15 protein-coding genes and 1 pseudogene are annotated in these 16,955 nt (G+C 67.0%); 8 read left to right on the top strand and 8 right to left on the bottom strand.

What is annotated here, in order from left to right:
* Positions 1-228: 228 nt before the first annotated feature.
* The 3 genes from BKA23_RS09275 (at position 229) to BKA23_RS09265 (ending at position 2,656) form a co-directional block, all read left to right on the top strand.
* On the top strand, positions 229-1,083 hold the full coding sequence (locus BKA23_RS09275; RefSeq protein WP_145227474.1) for an aldo/keto reductase: 855 nt from the start codon (positions 229-231) through the stop codon (positions 1,081-1,083).
* Between the two features lie 74 nt (positions 1,084-1,157).
* Positions 1,158-1,844, top strand: coding sequence for an NADPH-dependent F420 reductase (locus tag BKA23_RS09270; RefSeq protein ID WP_145227473.1), 687 nt, complete (start codon positions 1,158-1,160; stop codon positions 1,842-1,844).
* A gap of 2 nt (positions 1,845-1,846) precedes the next feature.
* Positions 1,847-2,656 carry an SDR family NAD(P)-dependent oxidoreductase gene (locus BKA23_RS09265; RefSeq protein WP_145227472.1) on the top strand — a complete coding sequence of 270 codons (810 nt, stop codon included), beginning with the start codon at positions 1,847-1,849 and terminating at the stop codon, positions 2,654-2,656.
* Between the two features lie 38 nt (positions 2,657-2,694).
* Here the strand turns inward: BKA23_RS09265 and BKA23_RS09260 are convergent.
* The 4 genes and pseudogenes from BKA23_RS09260 to lpdA all read right to left on the bottom strand — a co-directional run.
* Positions 2,695-3,171 (bottom strand): annotated as a pseudogene (locus BKA23_RS09260) (ABC transporter ATP-binding protein); the annotation flags it as partial.
* 120 nt (positions 3,172-3,291) lie between these two features.
* A complete protein-coding gene (locus BKA23_RS09255) occupies positions 3,292-4,182 on the bottom strand; it encodes a TIGR01777 family oxidoreductase (RefSeq protein WP_145227471.1) in 891 nt (296 codons plus the stop codon).
* 209 nt (positions 4,183-4,391) lie between these two features.
* Positions 4,392-6,173 (bottom strand): 2-oxoglutarate dehydrogenase, E2 component, dihydrolipoamide succinyltransferase, encoded by a 1,782-nt coding sequence (gene sucB / locus BKA23_RS09250; RefSeq protein WP_145227470.1) that lies wholly within the window; start codon positions 6,171-6,173, stop codon positions 4,392-4,394.
* A gap of 44 nt (positions 6,174-6,217) precedes the next feature.
* Positions 6,218-7,597, bottom strand: coding sequence for a dihydrolipoyl dehydrogenase (gene lpdA / locus BKA23_RS09245; protein ID WP_145227469.1), 1,380 nt, complete (start codon positions 7,595-7,597; stop codon positions 6,218-6,220).
* Between the two features lie 251 nt (positions 7,598-7,848).
* On the opposite strand from lpdA, the gene BKA23_RS09240 reads away from it, so the two are divergent.
* Complete coding sequence (locus BKA23_RS09240; protein ID WP_145227468.1) at positions 7,849-8,031, top strand: DUF5302 domain-containing protein; 183 nt, start codon at positions 7,849-7,851, stop codon at positions 8,029-8,031.
* A gap of 83 nt (positions 8,032-8,114) precedes the next feature.
* Here BKA23_RS09240 and BKA23_RS09235 read toward each other — a convergent pair whose 3' ends face one another.
* A complete protein-coding gene (locus BKA23_RS09235) occupies positions 8,115-9,617 on the bottom strand; it encodes a leucyl aminopeptidase (RefSeq protein WP_342783600.1) in 1,503 nt (500 codons plus the stop codon).
* Between the two features lie 80 nt (positions 9,618-9,697).
* On the opposite strand from BKA23_RS09235, the gene gcvT reads away from it, so the two are divergent.
* Positions 9,698-10,801, top strand: coding sequence for a glycine cleavage system aminomethyltransferase GcvT (gene gcvT, locus BKA23_RS09230; RefSeq protein WP_145227466.1), 1,104 nt, complete (start codon positions 9,698-9,700; stop codon positions 10,799-10,801).
* Positions 10,802-11,215: 414 nt separating this feature from the next.
* On the opposite strand, the gene BKA23_RS09225 is transcribed toward gcvT, so the two are convergent.
* Positions 11,216-11,737 carry a bifunctional adenosylcobinamide kinase/adenosylcobinamide-phosphate guanylyltransferase gene (locus BKA23_RS09225; RefSeq protein ID WP_170226440.1) on the bottom strand — a complete coding sequence of 174 codons (522 nt, stop codon included), beginning with the start codon at positions 11,735-11,737 and terminating at the stop codon, positions 11,216-11,218.
* A gap of 268 nt (positions 11,738-12,005) precedes the next feature.
* Between BKA23_RS09225 and BKA23_RS09220 the strand changes: the two genes are divergently transcribed.
* Positions 12,006-13,157 carry an NAD(P)-dependent malic enzyme gene (locus BKA23_RS09220; RefSeq protein ID WP_145227464.1) on the top strand — a complete coding sequence of 384 codons (1,152 nt, stop codon included), beginning with the start codon at positions 12,006-12,008 and terminating at the stop codon, positions 13,155-13,157.
* 57 nt (positions 13,158-13,214) lie between these two features.
* Here BKA23_RS09220 and BKA23_RS09215 read toward each other — a convergent pair whose 3' ends face one another.
* Together BKA23_RS09215 and BKA23_RS09210 are read right to left on the bottom strand one after the other, a co-directional pair.
* Positions 13,215-13,901, bottom strand: a complete 687-nt coding sequence (locus BKA23_RS09215) for a response regulator (RefSeq protein WP_170226439.1) — start codon at positions 13,899-13,901, stop codon at positions 13,215-13,217.
* Complete coding sequence (locus BKA23_RS09210; RefSeq protein WP_170226438.1) at positions 13,882-15,078, bottom strand: sensor histidine kinase; 1,197 nt, start codon at positions 15,076-15,078, stop codon at positions 13,882-13,884. The genes BKA23_RS09215 and BKA23_RS09210 overlap by 20 nt, the downstream gene beginning before the upstream one ends.
* Positions 15,079-15,189: 111 nt before the next feature.
* Between BKA23_RS09210 and BKA23_RS09205 the strand changes: the two genes are divergently transcribed.
* Together BKA23_RS09205 and BKA23_RS09200 are read left to right on the top strand one after the other, a co-directional pair.
* Positions 15,190-16,086 (top strand): ABC transporter ATP-binding protein, encoded by an 897-nt coding sequence (locus BKA23_RS09205; RefSeq protein ID WP_211841632.1) that lies wholly within the window; start codon positions 15,190-15,192, stop codon positions 16,084-16,086.
* On the top strand, positions 16,083-16,904 hold the full coding sequence (locus BKA23_RS09200; RefSeq protein WP_145227461.1) for an ABC-2 transporter permease: 822 nt from the start codon (positions 16,083-16,085) through the stop codon (positions 16,902-16,904). The genes BKA23_RS09205 and BKA23_RS09200 overlap by 4 nt, the downstream gene beginning before the upstream one ends.
* Positions 16,905-16,955: the final 51 nt, after the last annotated feature.

The following is a 16,955-nucleotide window of genomic DNA, read 5'->3' as shown; positions in this document are numbered from 1 at the left end:
AGCGATCCCCAGCTCCTAGCACAACGAGCCTCAGATTAGCGCTTCCGCACCCGTCATCGACCGACAGGCTTTGCGGAACCCGAAACGCCAGACCGCCGCGGTCGCATCCGTTTTTGTACGCCTGATGACAGCCCGCAACGCAACCCGCCAGGCGCGGTAACCGACGACATCGCGGGGCCTGTAGGAAACGGCGAGGAACGACCAATGAATGAAGGAGAACGAGCACTCATGGCTCTGAACGAGACCTACAAGCTGTCCAACAATGTGTCGATCCCGAAGCTGGGGTTGGGTACGTGGTTCATTGACGACGACAAGGCCGCCCAGGCGGTCCGGGACGCGATCGAGATCGGGTACCGGAACATCGACACCGCGCAGGCATACGGCAACGAGCAAGGTGTCGGTGAGGGCGTGCGCACCAGCGGCGTCGCCCGCGAGGGACTATTCGTGTCTACCAAGCTGGCCGCCGAGATCAAGAACTACGACGACGCGGTGGCGGCGATCGACGGGTCGCTGAACAAGCTCGGTCTGGAGTACATCGACCTCATGCTGATCCACAGCCCGCAGCCGTGGGACGACTTCCGCGGCGGCGACTACTCCGAAGGCAACCGCCAGGCATGGCGCGCACTAGAGCACGCCTACAAGGCTGGCAAGCTCCGCGCCATCGGAGTATCCAACTTCCTACAAGACGACGTTGAGAACATCCTTGCGTCATGCACGGTTGCGCCGCAGGTCAACCAACTTCTCGTCCACATCGGCAACACACCCGCCGACCTCATCGCCTACTGCGAGAGCAAGCAGATTCTCGTGGAGGCGTACTCACCGATCGCGCACGGCGAAATCCTGAACAACGAAGACATCGCCACGATCGCGGACAAGTACGACGTGACCGTCCCGCAACTCTGCATCCGCTACACCCTCCAGCTCGGCACAGTGTCACTGCCCAAGACCGCGGACCCCGAGCACATGCGCAGCAACGCGCAGCTCGACTTCACCATCTCCGACGAGGACATGAGCACCCTCCAGGCGATGGATCACAGGGACTACGGCGACTCCAGCGCATTCCCGGTTTACAGCGGCAAGTAAACGTCCACCGTTCCGGTCGGACGACCGACGCTGGGCGTAGTCACTAACTCACTAGCTAGAAATTGGAGACCAAAATGAAAATTGCAGTTCTTGGAACGGGCATGGTCGGTCGCGCGCTCGCTGGCCGACTATCAGGGCTTGGGCATGACGTTGTGATTGGCACGCGCGACGTGCAGCAGACGTTGACGCGCACCGAGCCGGACTCAATGGGAACTCCGCCCTATTCCGGGTGGCAAAAAGACAACGCGACCGTGCGACTGGCGACGTTCCCGGACGCTGGTACGCATGGCGAGCTGGTTATCAACGCGACCTCGGGCGTGAACGCGATGGCCGCACTAGAAGCGACCGGCTCAGAGAACCTAGCGGGCAAGGTGTTGGTTGATCTTGCGCTGCCGCTCGATTTCTCAGGAGGGATGCCCCCAAGGCTGACGATCGCGAACACTGACAGCCTTGGCGAGCAAGTCCAGCGCGCGTTTCCTGACGCCCTGGTGGTCAAGACCCTGAACACGATGTTCAAAGACATCATGGTCGATCCCGCCCGCCTACCCGGACACCACAACATCTTCATTGCGGGCAACGACACCGGCGCAAAGGAAACCGTCACGACCCTGCTCACCGAGTTTGGTTGGCAACAGGAGACGATCATCGACCTTGGCAGCATTCAATCCGCTCGTGCGACGGAGATGTACATGCAGATGTACTTCAACCTCGTTGGGGTGCTCGACACGTTCGAGTTCAACATCGCGATCGTCCGCGCGTAACAATGACTACGGCAGCACGTGTTTTCGTCACCGGCTCAACGGATGGTCTCGGTCACCTAGCCGCACGGGCGCTCATGAACGGCGGCCACGAGGTCGTCGTCCACGCCCGGAACGCCGACCGTCTCAAAACTGTGCGGGACCTGATCGACCAAGGAGCCGCAGCCGTGGTGGGTGATCTCTCCGACCAGCAACAGACTCGTGAGGTCGCAAAACAGGTCAACCAGCTCGGACGGATGGACGCAGTAATCCACAACGCGGGCATCATGTCTGGACCGAACGTTATGTCGGTCAACGTCGTTGCCCCGTACCTGCTCACCGCACTGATCGACCGCCCCGAACGACTGGTGTATCTCAGTAGCAGCCTGCACCAAAGCGGACGAGCCGACCTGACCGCGATCGACCCGAACAACCAAGAAGGGAACGTGTCCTATTCGGATAGCAAGCTGCTAGTCACGACCCTCGCCGCTGCGGTCGCGCGTCGCTGGCCCGGCACGCTCACAAACGCGGTCGATCCCGGATGGGTGCCAACCAAGATGGGGGGCGCAAGCGCAACCGACGACATCGACCTTGGATATCGCACCCAAGTATGGCTGGCGACCAGCAACGCCCCGGAAGCCCTCACTTCCGGCGGGTACTGGTATCACCAACATCGCACCGACCCAGCACGCGCTACCAACGACGAAAGCTTTCAAGACCAACTTCTCGAAGAACTCGCACATCTCACCGACGAACGTCTGGCCGATAGCGACCCGCCACGCCCAGCACCCGCCGATCCAGCGGATACCTCACAAACCCGCCGCTCAGCCAGGTAAACTAGCTATCTCAGCTAGATACCCCCCAAACGCATCCTCGGCTCGTCCAGCAGCAGGAGCTCCGGGTCGTTCACCAACGAGCGCGCGATGGTCAGCCGTCGTTTCATTCCTCCGGACAGGTCGTCCACGCGGGCGGAGGCCTTCTCGGTGAGCTGCGCGAACTCCAGCAACTCGTCGGCGCGCTGCCGGACGACGGCCCGCGACATACCGAAATACCGGCCGTAGACGATCAGGTTGTCCCGCACCGTCAGCTCGTTGTCGAGGGTGTCGTCCTGCGGGCAGACGCCGAGACGGGCTCGTATCTGCGGGCCCTGGGTCGCGGGGTCCATGCCGAGAATGCGCAGCTCACCGCTGGTCACCGGTGACACGGCCGCGACCATCCGCATCGTCGAGGACTTGCCGGCGCCGTTCGGGCCGAGGAACCCGAAGGATTCGCCACGCCGCACGTCGATGTCGATCCCGCGCACGGCCTCGAACTCCCCGAAGGACTTTCGCAGGTCGCGGGTGCGGATCATGGCGTCGGCTGGCGTCGGCGGTTGAGACACGCCAGTGATCGTAAACGGCGCCACCGACAGCGCTTCTGCCGGATGTCGCGGTCGATTGGTCGCAGCCGGCGCGGGACGTATGCCGCAGCGTCAGACGCCCGCGGCATACCTCATGCCGTCGGCGACAGTGCGGTCGGTCCACTCGAAACCGCTCTCCTGCAACGCTTTCGGCGACATACGGGCACTGGCGAGTATGTCGGCGGACATCTCGCCGAGCACCAGCCGTAGGGCGGGAGTCGGCGCGGGCAGCAGTGCTGGCCGGTGCAGCACCACGCCCAGCGCCTTCATGGCGTCGCGCTGCCGGACCGGCTCAGGTCCGCCGAGATTCACCGGTCCGGTCACCTCCGGATGGTCGATGAGGTGGATCAGGGCGGCGACCTCGTCGCGCAGGGTGATCCACGACCACCATTGGCGGCCGTTGCCGAGCGGCCCGGCCAGGCCCAGCCGCGCCAACGGCAGCACCCGCCCCATGGCGCCGCCTGCCGATGACAGCACCAGGCCGGTGCGCGCATAGGCGACAGGCAACCCCTGGTGAACTGCTTCGGCCGCCGCTGCCTCCCACGCCGTCACGACCTCCGCGAGAAATCCCGCACCGGCAGCGGCGTCCTCGTCCAGCACCTCGTCGCCGCGGTCGCCGTAGTAGCCCATGGCCGAGCCGTTGACCAGGCGCACCGGCTCGTCGAGTTCGGTGATGGCGCGCACGACGGTGCGGGTGCTGTCGACCCGTGAGTCCAGCAGGGTGCGTTTGTATGCCGCCGTCCACCTCTTGTCGGCGATCCCGGCGCCCGCAAGATTGACGACCGCCGAAACCCCTTGCAGCTCCGTGGAATTCAGCTCACCCTTGTCCGGCGCCCAGCGGACCTGGCCGGGTCCGGACGGCTCGCGGCGCACCAGTTTGACCACCTCGTCACCACGGCGGCTCAGAGCCACGGACAAAGCAGAACCGATGAGACCGCTGGCTCCGGTGATGGCGACACGCATGGGATCGGGCTCCTCACTGATGGGTGGCTGTCAGTAGATCACCCGCTGCTGACAGCAGCATCAGCCGTATGGGTGGCCGGGCATCGGCGCCGGCCGCCCCGGGCTGTATGACGCGCCGTCGGCCGGCACCGTGATCGACACACAGCACATGACGACGCCGCCCCACCGACGGATCGGTGGGGCGGCGTCGTATGCCGGAGGTGCCTCGCTCAGACCTCGAAGGCGCCTTCCTCGAGGCGCTGCTTCATCGCCGACAGGAACCGCGCTGCGTCCGCGCCGTCGATGATGCGGTGGTCGTAGGACAGTGCCAGGTACACCATCGAGCGGATCGCGATCGTCTCGCCACCATCGGCGTCGGTGACCACAACCGGGCGCTTGACCACGGCTCCGGTGCCCAGGATGCCGACCTGTGGCTGGTTGATGATCGGGGTGTCGAACAACGCACCGCGACTGCCGGTGTTGGTCAGCGTGAAGGTGCCGCCGCCGAGTTCGTCCGGGGTCACCTTGTTGGAGCGAGTGCGCTCCGCCAGGTCGGCGATCTTGCGGGCCAGGCCGGCGATGTTCAGGTCACCGGCGTTCTTGATGACCGGGACGAACAAGCCCTTCTCGGTGTCGACCGCGATGCCGAGGTTCTCACTCGGGTGGTAGACGATGGAGTCGTCCTCGACGCTGGCGTTCAGCTGCGGGAAGGCCTTGAGCGCCTCGATCGCAGCCAGGGCGAAGAACGGCATGAAGCTCAGCTTGACGCCCTCACGCTGTTCGAAACCGGCCTTGTTCTTGGCGCGCAGGCGAGCAATCTTGGTCACGTCGACCTCGAGCACCGTCGTCAACTGGGCCGACACCTGCAGCGACTCGACCATGCGCGTGGCGATGAGCTTGCGCATGCGGGTCATCTTCTCGGTGGTACCGCGCTTGGCAGACACCTCCGGCACCGTGCTGGGGCGCGGTGCCGCAGCGGGAGCCGTCGGTGCCGCGGCCGCCGGTGCGGCCGCGGGTTCGGGCTGCTTGGCCTTCTCGGCTGCGGCCAGAACGTCCTGCTTGCGGATACGACCGCCCACACCGGACCCGGTCAGGGTCGCCAGCTCGACGCCGTGCTCGGCGGCGAGCTTGCGGACCAGGGGAGTGACGTATGACGTGGAGTCGTCGCGGTCGGCGCCTTGCTCCCGTGGCTGCGTGTCCGTGGCCGGCTGAGCCGGTGCGGGGGCCGCGGTCGCCGGTGCAGGAGCAGCCTGCTGTGCAGGCGCTGCCTGTTGCGGAGCGGCCTCCTCGCGTGCTTCGTGACCGGGAGCCTCGGGCTCAGGCTGGGTCTTCGGCGCCTCCGCCTGTTGCGGAGCAGCTGCCGGCGCCGCAGCGGCCGAACCGCCCACGATGGCCAGGTCCGCGCCGACCGGCACCGTCTCGTCCTCCTGCACCAGGATCTTGGTGAGCTTGCCGGCGACTGGGGACGGCACCTCGGTGTCGACCTTGTCGGTGGACACCTCCAGCAGCGGCTCGTCGACCGCGACGTCGTCGCCCTCGGCCTTGAGCCAGCGGGTGATCGTGCCCTCGGTCACGGATTCACCGAGCGCGGGCATCGTGATCTTCTCGCCTCCGGTGACCTCTCCACCGACCAGCTCGGTGGCGGCCTCAGGCTTCGCGGCCGGCGCAGCCTGCTCGGTGGATGGCGCCTCGGTGGGTTCCGGGTCAGCGGCGGGCTCAGGCTCCGCAGGAGCGGCGGCCTGGCCCGAGCCGCTGTCGGACTGCGGTGCCGCAGCACCGTCACCGATCACGGCAAGGTCGGCGCCGACCGGCACGGTCTCGTCTTCTTCGACGAGCACCTCCTGCAAGGTGCCCGCGACAGGTGAGGGAATCTCGGTGTCGACCTTGTCGGTGGAGACCTCCAGCAGCGGCTCGTCGACCGCAACCTGTTCTCCGACCTGCTTGAGCCAGCGAGTGACGGTGCCCTCGGTCACCGACTCGCCGAGTGCTGGCATTGTCACGCGTTCAGACATGGACAACAGTCTCCTCGATTGTGTAGCGGAAGTGCAGGCGGGTCTCAGGCATGGGCGTGCAGGGGCTTGCCGGCGAGCGCCAGATGGGCTTCGCCGAGTGCTTCGTTCTGCGTCGGGTGGGCGTGGATCAAGGTCGCGACATCGTCGGGCAATGCCTCCCAGCCGACGATGAGCTGGGCTTCGCCCACCTGCTCGCCCATGCGTGCGCCGATCATGTGGACACCGACGACAGCGCCGTCCTTGGCGCGCACGACCTTCACGAAGCCCTGCGTCTGCAGAATCTGGCTCTTGCCGTTGCCGCCGAGGTTGTATTCGTAGGTCTCGACCTCGCCATACGTTTCGCGGGCAGCGTCCTCGGTCAGTCCGACCGATGCGATCTCGGGGTCGCAGTAGGTCACGCGCGGGATGCCGCTCTCGTCGATCGGCGTGGGCGCGAGGCCGGCAATCTCCTCCGCGACGAAGATGCCTTGCGCGAATCCGCGGTGCGCCAGTTGCAGCCCGGGCACGATGTCGCCGACGGCATACACCCCGGGTACGCCGGTGCGGCAGCGCTCGTCGGCGATGACGAACCCGCGCTCCACGGTCACGCCGGCCTCGGCATAGCCCATGCCAGCAGTGACCGGCCCGCGACCCACAGCGACCAGCAGCAGATCCGACTCGATGGTGTCGCCGGACTCCAAGGTCACCGTGACGGAGTCCTCGGTCTGGGTGGCGGACGCGAAGCGAACTCCGGTCAGCGCCTTGATCTTGCGCTTGCGGAAGGAGCGCTCAAGTTGCTTGGAAATCGCTTCGTCCTCGGCCGCCACCAACCGCGGCAGCGCTTCGACGATGGTCACGTCCGCGCCGAATGACGCGAAAACAGAAGCGAATTCGACTCCGATGACTCCGCCGCCCAGGACGGTGACACGCGATGGCACATGGTCGAGAGAGAGGGCTTGATCGCTGGTCATGATCCGCCCGCCGATCTCCAGGCCCGGCAGCGAACGGGCATACGAGCCGGTGGCCAGCACGACGTTGCGGCCGGTCAGCACGCGATCGCCGACGGTGACCGTCGTCGCCGACGACAAGGTGCCGGTGCCTTCGACATACGTGATGTCGTGCGACTTCACCAGGCCCTGCAGACCCTTGTAGAGCCGGCCGATGACGCCGTCCTTGTAGGAGTGCACGCCGGCCATGTCGATGGATTCGAAGGTGGTACGCACGCCGAACTTGGCGCCTTCGCGAGCGCTGTCGGCGATCTCGGCTGCGTGTAGCAGTGCCTTCGTCGGTATGCACCCGCGGTGCAGGCAGGTGCCACCCACCTTGTCCTTCTCGACGAGCGCGACGCGCAGGCCGAGCTCAGCGGCGCGGAAGGCGCAGGCGTAACCACCGCTTCCCCCGCCCAGGATGACGATGTCGAAGGTGTCGTCGGCTTGCGCTGACATCAGGTGTGGCGCTCCCTTGCGTTCACGGTGGCTGTCGCCAGTCATCTTGGCACTGAGCGTGACAGCCCGTTCCGGCGGCATCGAACTACCGCGTACGCCGCGACCATCCGCAGGCGCACCTGCCCAGGCATGCGGGTGTTCCGCCTCCCACCACTTGCGCGCGGCGTCGGACCGGCGTCCACGTTTCCGTGGTCTGTGAGACGGCTCGCATGGGAGAGTGGGTCGACAGCCCGACGCAAAGGAGACCGGCAGTGACGCAGGACAACGGACCCAGTGACGACGTCAAGCGCAAGTTCCGTGAGGCGTTGGACAAGAAGAACGCCCACGGTGGCAAGGACGTCTCCGACCACGCCGCTCACTCCAAGGTGAGCGGTTCCCACGGGCCGGAGACGTCCGGCTCCCAGCAGATGTTCCGTCGCAAGTCCGGCGGCTGAGCCCGGCGACTGACGAAGGGAGCCCGCATCCGAACCGGATGCGGGCTCCTTTCGTCAACGCAGGTGGTGCCGAGGTGCGTCGATCAGGCACGGCCCTCGGCGAGCGCGAGCAGCGTGCGCACGGCATAGCCGGATGCTCCCGCGCCGGTGTAGCCGAAGGCACCGTCCGTCACATATGCCGGGCCGGCGATGTCAAGGTGCACCCACGGCAGGGCGGCGCCGTCGTCGCCGTTGCCGACGAATTCCTCCAGGAACAAAGCCGCGGTGATCATGCCGCCCTCACGGGCTCCGGTGTGCTTGGTGTCGGCGACCAAGGACTTCATGGCCGACCGCAGGTGCTGCAGCAGCGGGATCGGCCACATGTCCTCACCCGCGGTGTGGGCGGCGGCCACGACCTCGTCGCGGGTCGCGTCGTCGTTGCCGAGCGCGGCCGCGGTGCGGGGGCCGAGCGACAGGACCGCCGCGCCGGTGAGGGTCGCGACGTCGACGATGAGGTCGGGCTTCTCACGTGAGGCGAAGCACAGCCCGTCGGCCATGACCAGGCGGCCTTCGGCATCGGTGTTGATGATTTCGACGGTCTTGCCGTTGGGCATGGTGACCACGTCGCCGGGGCGCTGCGCGTCGGAGCCGGTGAGATTCTCGGCCAGGCACAGGTATGCCGTGACCGCGACGGGCAGACCGAGTTCGGCGACGGCGGCGACCGCAGCCGCTACGGCAGCAGCCCCGGCCATGTCGCACTTCATCGTCACCATTCCGGTCGCCGGCTTGATGCACAGACCACCGGAGTCGAAGGTGATGCCCTTGCCCACGAACGCGAGGTGCGCCTTGGCTTTGGCCGGCTGGTAGCTCAGGGTGACCAGCCGGGGCGGTCGTGCGGACCCACGGCCCACACCGATGAGGCCGCCACAGTTCGCCTTGGCGAGCGCCTTCTCGTCCTGCACCGTGACCTTCACCTTGGTGCCGGCGAAGTGCTTCTTGACCTCCTCTGCGAAGGACGCGGGGTACAGGTCCAGCGGCGGCATGTTGACCAGGTCCTGTGCCCACGCGCGGTGGGTGGCCAGCGTGATGCCGCGCTCGACTGCGGCCTTGACCGCCTTGTCCTTGGCCAGCGTGGACAGCACCACGATCGTGGCGAGCACCTTGTGGGTGTCGCTCGCGGACCGGTAGACGCGGTATTCGTAGCTGCCGAACAGCGCGCCTTCGGCTGTGGCGGCGACCACAGCGGCGTCGTCACCGGGAAAGGCATAGGCGACCGACGTCGCCTTGCCCAGCAGTGATCGAGCAGCCGCGCCCGCAGCTTTGCGGATGTCCTCGACGTCTGCTGCGGTCGGTGCTGCCGTCAGACCCGCACCCGTGACCACGACCACGCCGTTGACACCGGGCACACCAGGAACGCGCAGCACCTCGTCGGCCGCCCCGGTCGCCGACAACGTCCGCAGTGCGGTGTCCAGATACTCCTGTGCGGCAGGCTCGAGGGCGGACGTGGCAGCGGTGCGGGCGTGTGCACCGTCCTTGAGGGACAGCACGACGACAGCGTCGGTTTTGGCCTTGGTGGCCGTGGTGGCGGTGACAGTCAGCGTCGGCACGTGGGAGGCTCCTTGCGACATACATGATGGATGTGACTCCGGCGACAATACGCGCCGAGCCGGGCGGTACGGTGCCCACCATGAGTGAGCCCACCAAGACCTCGCCGTTGCACGAGCGCCACGTCGCGCTCGGCGCCAAACTTGCCGACTTCGGCGGCTGGCAGATGCCGATCGAATATCCCGGTGGGGGAGTGCTGCGCGAGCACACTGCGGTGCGCGAACGCGTCGGCATCTTCGACGTGTCGCACCTGGGCAAGGCGCTGGTCAAGGGCGAAGGTGCGGCCGACTTCGTCAACTCGTGCTTCACCAACGACCTGCGCAAGATCGCACCGCCGAAGGCGCAGTACACGATGTGCTGCGACGACGAGACCGGCGGCGTCGTCGACGATCTCATCCAGTACTTCACCGCCGAGGACGAGGTCTTCCTCGTGCCCAACGCCGCCAACACCGCCGAGGTGATCCGGCGGATGCAGGCGAAGGCCCCCGCCGGCATCGAGATCACCAACCAGCACGAGGACTACGCGATCATCGCGGTGCAAGGCCCGAAGTCCTTCGAGGTTGTCGAGGCGCTCGGGCTGCCGACGGATCTGGACTACATGTCCTTCGCGGTGGCGCAATGGAACGGCCGCGAGGTGATCGTGCTTCGCTCGGGTTACACCGGTGAGAAGGGCTTTGAGCTCGTGCCGGGCTGGGATGACGCCCCGGCGCTGTGGGACGCCCTCGTCGACGCAATGGTGCCGTATGACGGGCTGCCCTGCGGCCTCGGCGCTCGCGACACGTTGCGCACCGAGATGGGCTACCCGTTGCACGGCAACGACCTGTCGATGACGATCACGCCCAACATGGCACGCGCCGGGTGGGCCGTCGGCTGGAAGAAGGACGACTTCTGGGGCAAGTCCGCGCTGGAGACGCAGAAGGCCGCGAAGGACTACCGCCTCACGTGGGGTCTGCTCGCGACCGGACGCGGCATCCCGCGCGCCCACTGCGAGGTCAAGGGGGCGGACGGCACCGTGATCGGCGAGGTCACCTCCGGCACGATGTCGCCGTCGCTGAAGCAGGGCATCGCGCTCGCCCTGCTCGACCGTGGTGTCGCCGAGGGTGATGAGGTCACCATCGACGTGCGCGGTCGCGAGGTGCCGGCGACGGTCGTCAAGCCGCCCTTCGTGAAGGTCGACGTCTCCTGACATAGGCCCTCGGGCTTCCAAGGAGAGCCGGACGCTCGGTCGCGAGCCGCTCGTCCCGGCCGGGAGCCACCTCGTCGAGCTGGCACCAGTTGTCGTTGTGCGTGCGCGATAACGACCGCTTCCGCCAGGTCAACTTTTTCTTCACGCAACCCACCTCGTTGACCTGGCACCAGGTGCTGTTGTGAGCCCTCGATTTCGACAACTTCTGCCAGGTCAATGGGGGCTGTGCCTTCGGACGTCTCCTGACGTGAGCTGCCCGGTTCCCGGCCGGGAGCCACCTCGTCGATGTGGCGCCAGTTGTCGTTGTGCGTGCGCGGTAACGACAACTTCTGCCAGGTCAACGTTTCCGGCCGCGAGCCGCCTCCGCCCGAAGGCGTGTCGCCACGCCGTCGCGACCGATCACGCGAACGGCGGTCAGCGCACCTTGGGGGCGTCCGACAGATCCAGCGCTCGTCCGCCGGACACCAGCACCACCCGCGGTAGTTCGGCTCCGATCACCTGGTTGAGCCGGCCGACCGCGGCTTGCAGCACATGGTCCTTTGACTTGGCCGAACTCGGCGCTGCGTTGAATTCGTCGCCGATCAGGACGACGTCATACGGCACGCCCAGACACAGGGCGGCGAGTTCCTCGCCCGCGCCGGTCACGATGTCCAGTGCCCTGGTCAGATCGTCGCGTGCGTCCGCCGCCTCGATGAGCGAGATCGCCCACGGCGTGAGCCGGTCCACGATCGCCGGGGTGCGTCCGCGCAGGATCGTCCGTGTGACGTCGTCGGTGTCGATACGGGTCCAGTGCGACAGGGCGGTCACAGCCTCGCTTCCGTCACCGGCCTTGGGCGTCGGGACGATGAGCGTCACCGGATCGTCCGTCGGCAGCAGACCTACGGCATACCGCGCCTTGCCACTGTGCACCCCACCGAGCACCAACGTCGCAGTCATGAGCACCCTTTCACCGCCGGCGGCACCACATATGGGCCTGTCCGGCAGCCTATCCATCGCGAACAACTCCTCGGGTGTGACTCGCGGTGTGGGTGGGACCGTCTTTGCGGATCGGCGGGTATGGCGCAGGAGACCGACTACGGCCACGAAGTGGTGTGGCCGCCATCGCGGATCTGCCGGCCACCGACCTCCACACGCGGGCCACGGTCTCGACAACTGGCGGTCCTCACAGGCATCCGGTCCGCGGGTGTGCTTGGCTGTGCCCGTTATGACCGAGATCACGCCGGCGCCGGACGCCAACAGCCCCGTCTTCCTCGCCCATGAGGGCGGCAAGCTCGAGACCGTACCCACCAAGCCGCTGCGCGACAGGGACGATCTGTCGCTGCTCTACACCCCCGGGGTCGCCGATGTATGCCGCGCCATCGCCGTCGACCCGGCGCTCGCGATGACGTACACGACCAAGCGCAACACCGTCGCGGTCGTCACCGACGGCACGGCGGTCCTCGGGCTCGGCGACATCGGGCCGGTCGCCGCGCTGCCGGTGATGGAGGGAAAAGCCGTGCTGTTCAAGCATTTCGGCGGTGTCGACTCCGTGCCGGTGTGCCTCGAGACCGGCACCGTGGACGAACTCGTCGAGGCCATCGCGCGCCTGGCTCCGACATACGGCGGCATCAATCTCGAGGACATCTCCGCGCCGCGGTGTTTCGACATTGAGGAACAGCTCAAGGAGCGCCTCGACATCCCGGTGTTCCACGACGACCAGCACGGCACCGCGATCGTCACCCTGGCCGCCCTCATCAACGCGGCGAAGGTCACCGGGCGTGACCTGTCAGCGATGCGCGTCGCGATCGCCGGGGCAGGGGCGGCCGGGGTCGCGATCGCCAACATCCTCGAACGCGCCGGCATCGCCGACGTGGTGGTCGCCGACTCCCGAGGCGTGATCTGCACCGCGCGCGAGGACCTCGGGCCGCACAAGAAGCGGCTGGCGCACGACACCAACCCCCGCGGCGTCTCCGGATCGCTGGGCGACGCGCTCGAGGGCGCAGACGTCTTCGTCGGTGTCTCCGGTGGCCGGGTGGCCGAATCCGACATCGAACGTATGGCGCCGGACGCCATCATCTTCGCGCTCGCCAACCCCGATCCCGAGGTCAGCCCGGATGTCGCCGCGCGGCATGCGGCCGTTGTGGCGACGGGGCGTTCGGATCATCCCAACCAGATCAACAACGTGCTCGCGTTTCCGGGGTTGTTCCGCGGAGCGCTCGACTGCGGCGCAAAAGCGATCACCGAGGAGATGAAAATCGCTGCGGCAGAAGCGATCGCGGCTCTTGTCGACGATCCCACGGCCGATCAGATCGTGCCCTCGGTGTTTGACGAGCGCGTCGCCCCGGCGGTCGCCGAGGCCGTCCGGCGCGGCGTCTGAGGCGCTGAAGATTCAGGCCAGAAGCAGCGGTAGGCGCCGGGATGAGCTCCCGCCTTGTCAGTCCGGCAGGTGTGACTCGTGCACCACGATGGCGACCTGCACCCGGTTGTCTGCGCCGAGCTTGGTGAGAACCCGTGACACGTGGGCCTTCACCGTGGGCACGCTCATGAACAATTCCTTGGCGATGTCTGCATTCGACAGGCCCTGACCGACCAGTTCCGCCACCTCGCGCTCCCTTGCGGTCAGCGCTGCGAGCCGGTCGTTGGCTGCGGTTCGTCGCGCCCCGTCACCGCCGGAGGTGATCCGCTCGAGCAGATGACGGGTCACACTCGGAGACAGGATCGGCTCTCCGGCAGCGACCGAGCGCACTGCGTCGACCAGTCGTTCCGGCGGAGTGTCCTTCAGCAGAAACCCACTCGCGCCGGTCCGCAGCGCCCGCACCACCAGGTCATCGGCGTCGAAGGTCGTCAGCACGATCACCTGCGGCGGGTCCGGTTGCGCCGTCAGCGCCGCTGTGGCCTCGATGCCGTCCATGACCGGCATCCGCACATCCATGAGCACGACATCGGGCCGGTGCTGGACGACGGCGGCCAGCGCCTCCTGCCCGTTGGCGGCGTCGTGATCAAGCACCGAGATGTCCTTCGCCCCGCGCAGTATGACGCGCAGCCCCGCGCGCACCAGCGCGTCGTCATCCACGAGCAGGACTGTGATCGGGTCGTCGCCCTCATGGCTCTTCTGGGTCACGTGGCCACGGTAGCCGGGCCCGGACGGCGAAGTCGCCGCCGCGGTCGAGGCCGGAGGTCAGCTCGCCGCCGGCCAGCACCGCGCGTTCGGCGGCTCCGACCAGGCCGAGACCGGATGCCGGCAGGCCGGGGTGCGTCTGCCGGTTCTCGCGGGGCACCGCGTTGCGCATCGACAACACCAGCGATTCGTCCTCGCGGGTGAGCTGCACGCTCAGCTCGGCTTGCGGCGAGTGCTTGCGGCGGTTGGTCAGACCTTCCTGAACGATGCGAAAAGCGTTGCGGGACACCAGATCCGACATACCTGTCAGATCGTCCGGCATGGTCAGTCGGATCGGGCCGTCGGCCGGCTCGATGCCCGCGACGAAGGCCGGCAGATCGGCCAACGTGGGTTGCGGTGCATGCGGGTCCGCGTCGGCGGGCTCGGTCGCCCGCAGCACTCCGAGCACCTGCCGCAGTTCGGTCAGCGCCAGGTGCGCGTTGTCACGGATGATCGCCGATGACTCGCGCAGTTCCTCGGGGGAGAGGTCGGTGCGATATGCCAGCGCCCCGGAGTGCATCGCCACCAGGGAGATGCGATGGGCGAGGACGTCGTGCATCTCACGGGCGATGCGCCCCCGTTCGGCCACACGCGCCTGCTCGACGCGCATCTGCTGGCTGTGCTCGGCTTCGATGAGGCGGGTCTGCAGGTTCTCCACGAGCAGCCGCCGAGAGCCGATCGCAAGTCCGGAAACCACGCAGAGCGCTATCGACAAGAGCCCGAGTACGACATTGGTGATCCAGTCGCCAAGGTCGTCGTGAGCGCCACGGGTCAGCATCTCGAAGACGAGACCTGCGACCAACAGGACTGCCGACGCCACTGCGACCGGCCGCCATTTGCGCCGAGTCGCCAACGACACCAGTGCCAGCGCCGCGGCACCACTCGCTGCTCCGCTGACGGCGGTGAGCGCACTGACGACCACGCACACCAGCAGCGGATACCGTCGCCGGAACAGCACCAGCACCAGCGACAGGACACCGAGCCCGGCGTCGATCCACACCCACAGATGGTCGTGCGCCACACCCTCGTTGGACGCCACCGATGCCAGCACCAGCGCGCCGATCAGCGCGGCGGCGAACTCGCGGCCGATCTCACCCCAGATGTGCCGGGTCCGGCTGACTCCGGGCAAGGCGAGATTCACGCCCCACAGCGTAGGCGCAGCCGTACGAGCGCTGCGGCATACCAAAGTCGGGCCTGGTTCAATCCGCCCGGCCGATGTGCGATCGACCTTCGGCCGTTCAAGGTGGAGGACATGATCACTGTCGAACATCTGACCCGCCGATACGGCTCGTATGTCGCCGTCGACGACGTGTCCTTCGAAGTACGTCCCGGTTCGGTGACCGGCTTCCTCGGGCCGAACGGAGCCGGCAAATCCACCTGCATGCGCATGATCTGCGGCCTCACACCCCCCTCAGGAGGGGTCGCCCGTGTGCTCGGTGGTTCGTACACCGACCTGCCGAACCCGGGACGGCAGGTCGGTGTGCTGCTCGACGCGGCAGCCCAGCACAACGGGCGCACGGGCCGGGAGATCCTCTCGCTCGGGGCGATACTGATGGGCCTGCCCAAGAGCCGTGTCGACGAGATGCTGCATCTCGTCGGCCTCAATGGGGACGAATCGAAGCGACGCCTGCGCGATTACTCCCTCGGCATGCGCCAGCGTCTCGGCATCGCGCACGCACTTCTCGGCGACCCCAAAGTGCTGATCCTCGACGAGCCGGCCAATGGTCTCGACCCCGCTGGAATCCGGTGGATGCGCACCTTGCTGCGCGGTTTCGCGGACGAGGGCGGCACCGTGCTGCTGTCGTCACACCTGCTGCACGAGATCGAGGTCGTCGCCGATCATTTCATCGTCATCGGCCGGGGAAAGATCGTGGCGAACGGTCCGAAGTCGCAGCTGATGGCGGCTGCCGGCACCTCGGTCCGTAGCACCGATGACATGCGCCTGGCAGGTGCTCTGCAGGGTGCCGGGTTCGCGGTCGACGGTGTCGGCGGCGCCATCCGAACCGACGCCGAACCGGCGCAGGTCGGCCGGATCGCGCTGGACCAGCAGATCGCGCTCATCGAGCTCAAGGCAGCTGGTTCTGCCGGTCTGGAGGAGATGTTCCTGCAACTCACCGCAGCTGACGCACGAGAAGGAGTCGCCGCATGAGCGCCCCGACGACACATTCCTCAACGACCACGAACGACGTGCGGCTGCCGAGCCGCCTGCGCGACACGCGCATCGATCCGGTGCCGTTCAGCCGGCTGGTGCGGCTGGAGCTTCGCAAACTGCTGGACACGCGTGCTGGCAGGTTCCTGATCCTCGCCACCGCGCTGCTCACGCTGGTCGTGGTGGTGGTGATGATCTGCACCGGTTCCGGGTCGTCGGACCGGGGCTTCCGTAACTTCGTCGAGGCCAGCGTGGCTCCGGCTCAGATCCTGTTGCCCATCCTCGGCATCATGGCGGTCACCACCGAGTGGTCCCAGCGCACCGGCCTGGTGACCTTCACCCTCGAACCCCGTCGTTCCCGTGTCGCCTTCGCCAAGTGGCTCGCGGCGTCGGTGATGGGAGTCGCCGTGGTCGTGCTGGCCTTCGTGCTCGGCGCCGCCGCGACCGGTGTCGACGGCCTGGTGCGCGGCACCGACCCGTCCTGGCACATGAGCGCCTTTACGGTGCTCGGCCTGGTGTTCGGTCAATTGCTGTATGTCGCAATGGGTGTCGCCTTCGGGATGCTGATCCAGAACACCCCCGGAGCCGTCGTCGCCTACCTGGTACTGCCCATCGCATGGGGGATGGTCGGTGCGATCTCCTGGATGTCGACCATCGCCGAGTGGGCCGACACCAGCAGGACCCTGTCAACACTGCTCGACGGGTCGATGTCCGGAGCCGACTGGGCGCATCTGGTCGTGTCGCTCGCCATCTGGATCGGCATACCGATGTCCCTCGGCATCTGGCGGATGACGCACAGCGAGGTCAAGTCCGGCTGAGCGCCGACTGCCGTCGCATCACCTATTCGGCGTGACCGGGCCCATCGGGGG

The sequence above is a fragment of the Rudaeicoccus suwonensis genome (assembly GCF_007829035.1).
GTDB classification, from domain to species: Bacteria; Actinomycetota; Actinomycetes; order Actinomycetales; family Dermatophilaceae; genus Rudaeicoccus; species Rudaeicoccus suwonensis.
The sequence above is the reverse complement of the archived record's forward strand: the minus strand, read 5'-3'. Positions and strand labels throughout refer to the sequence as shown.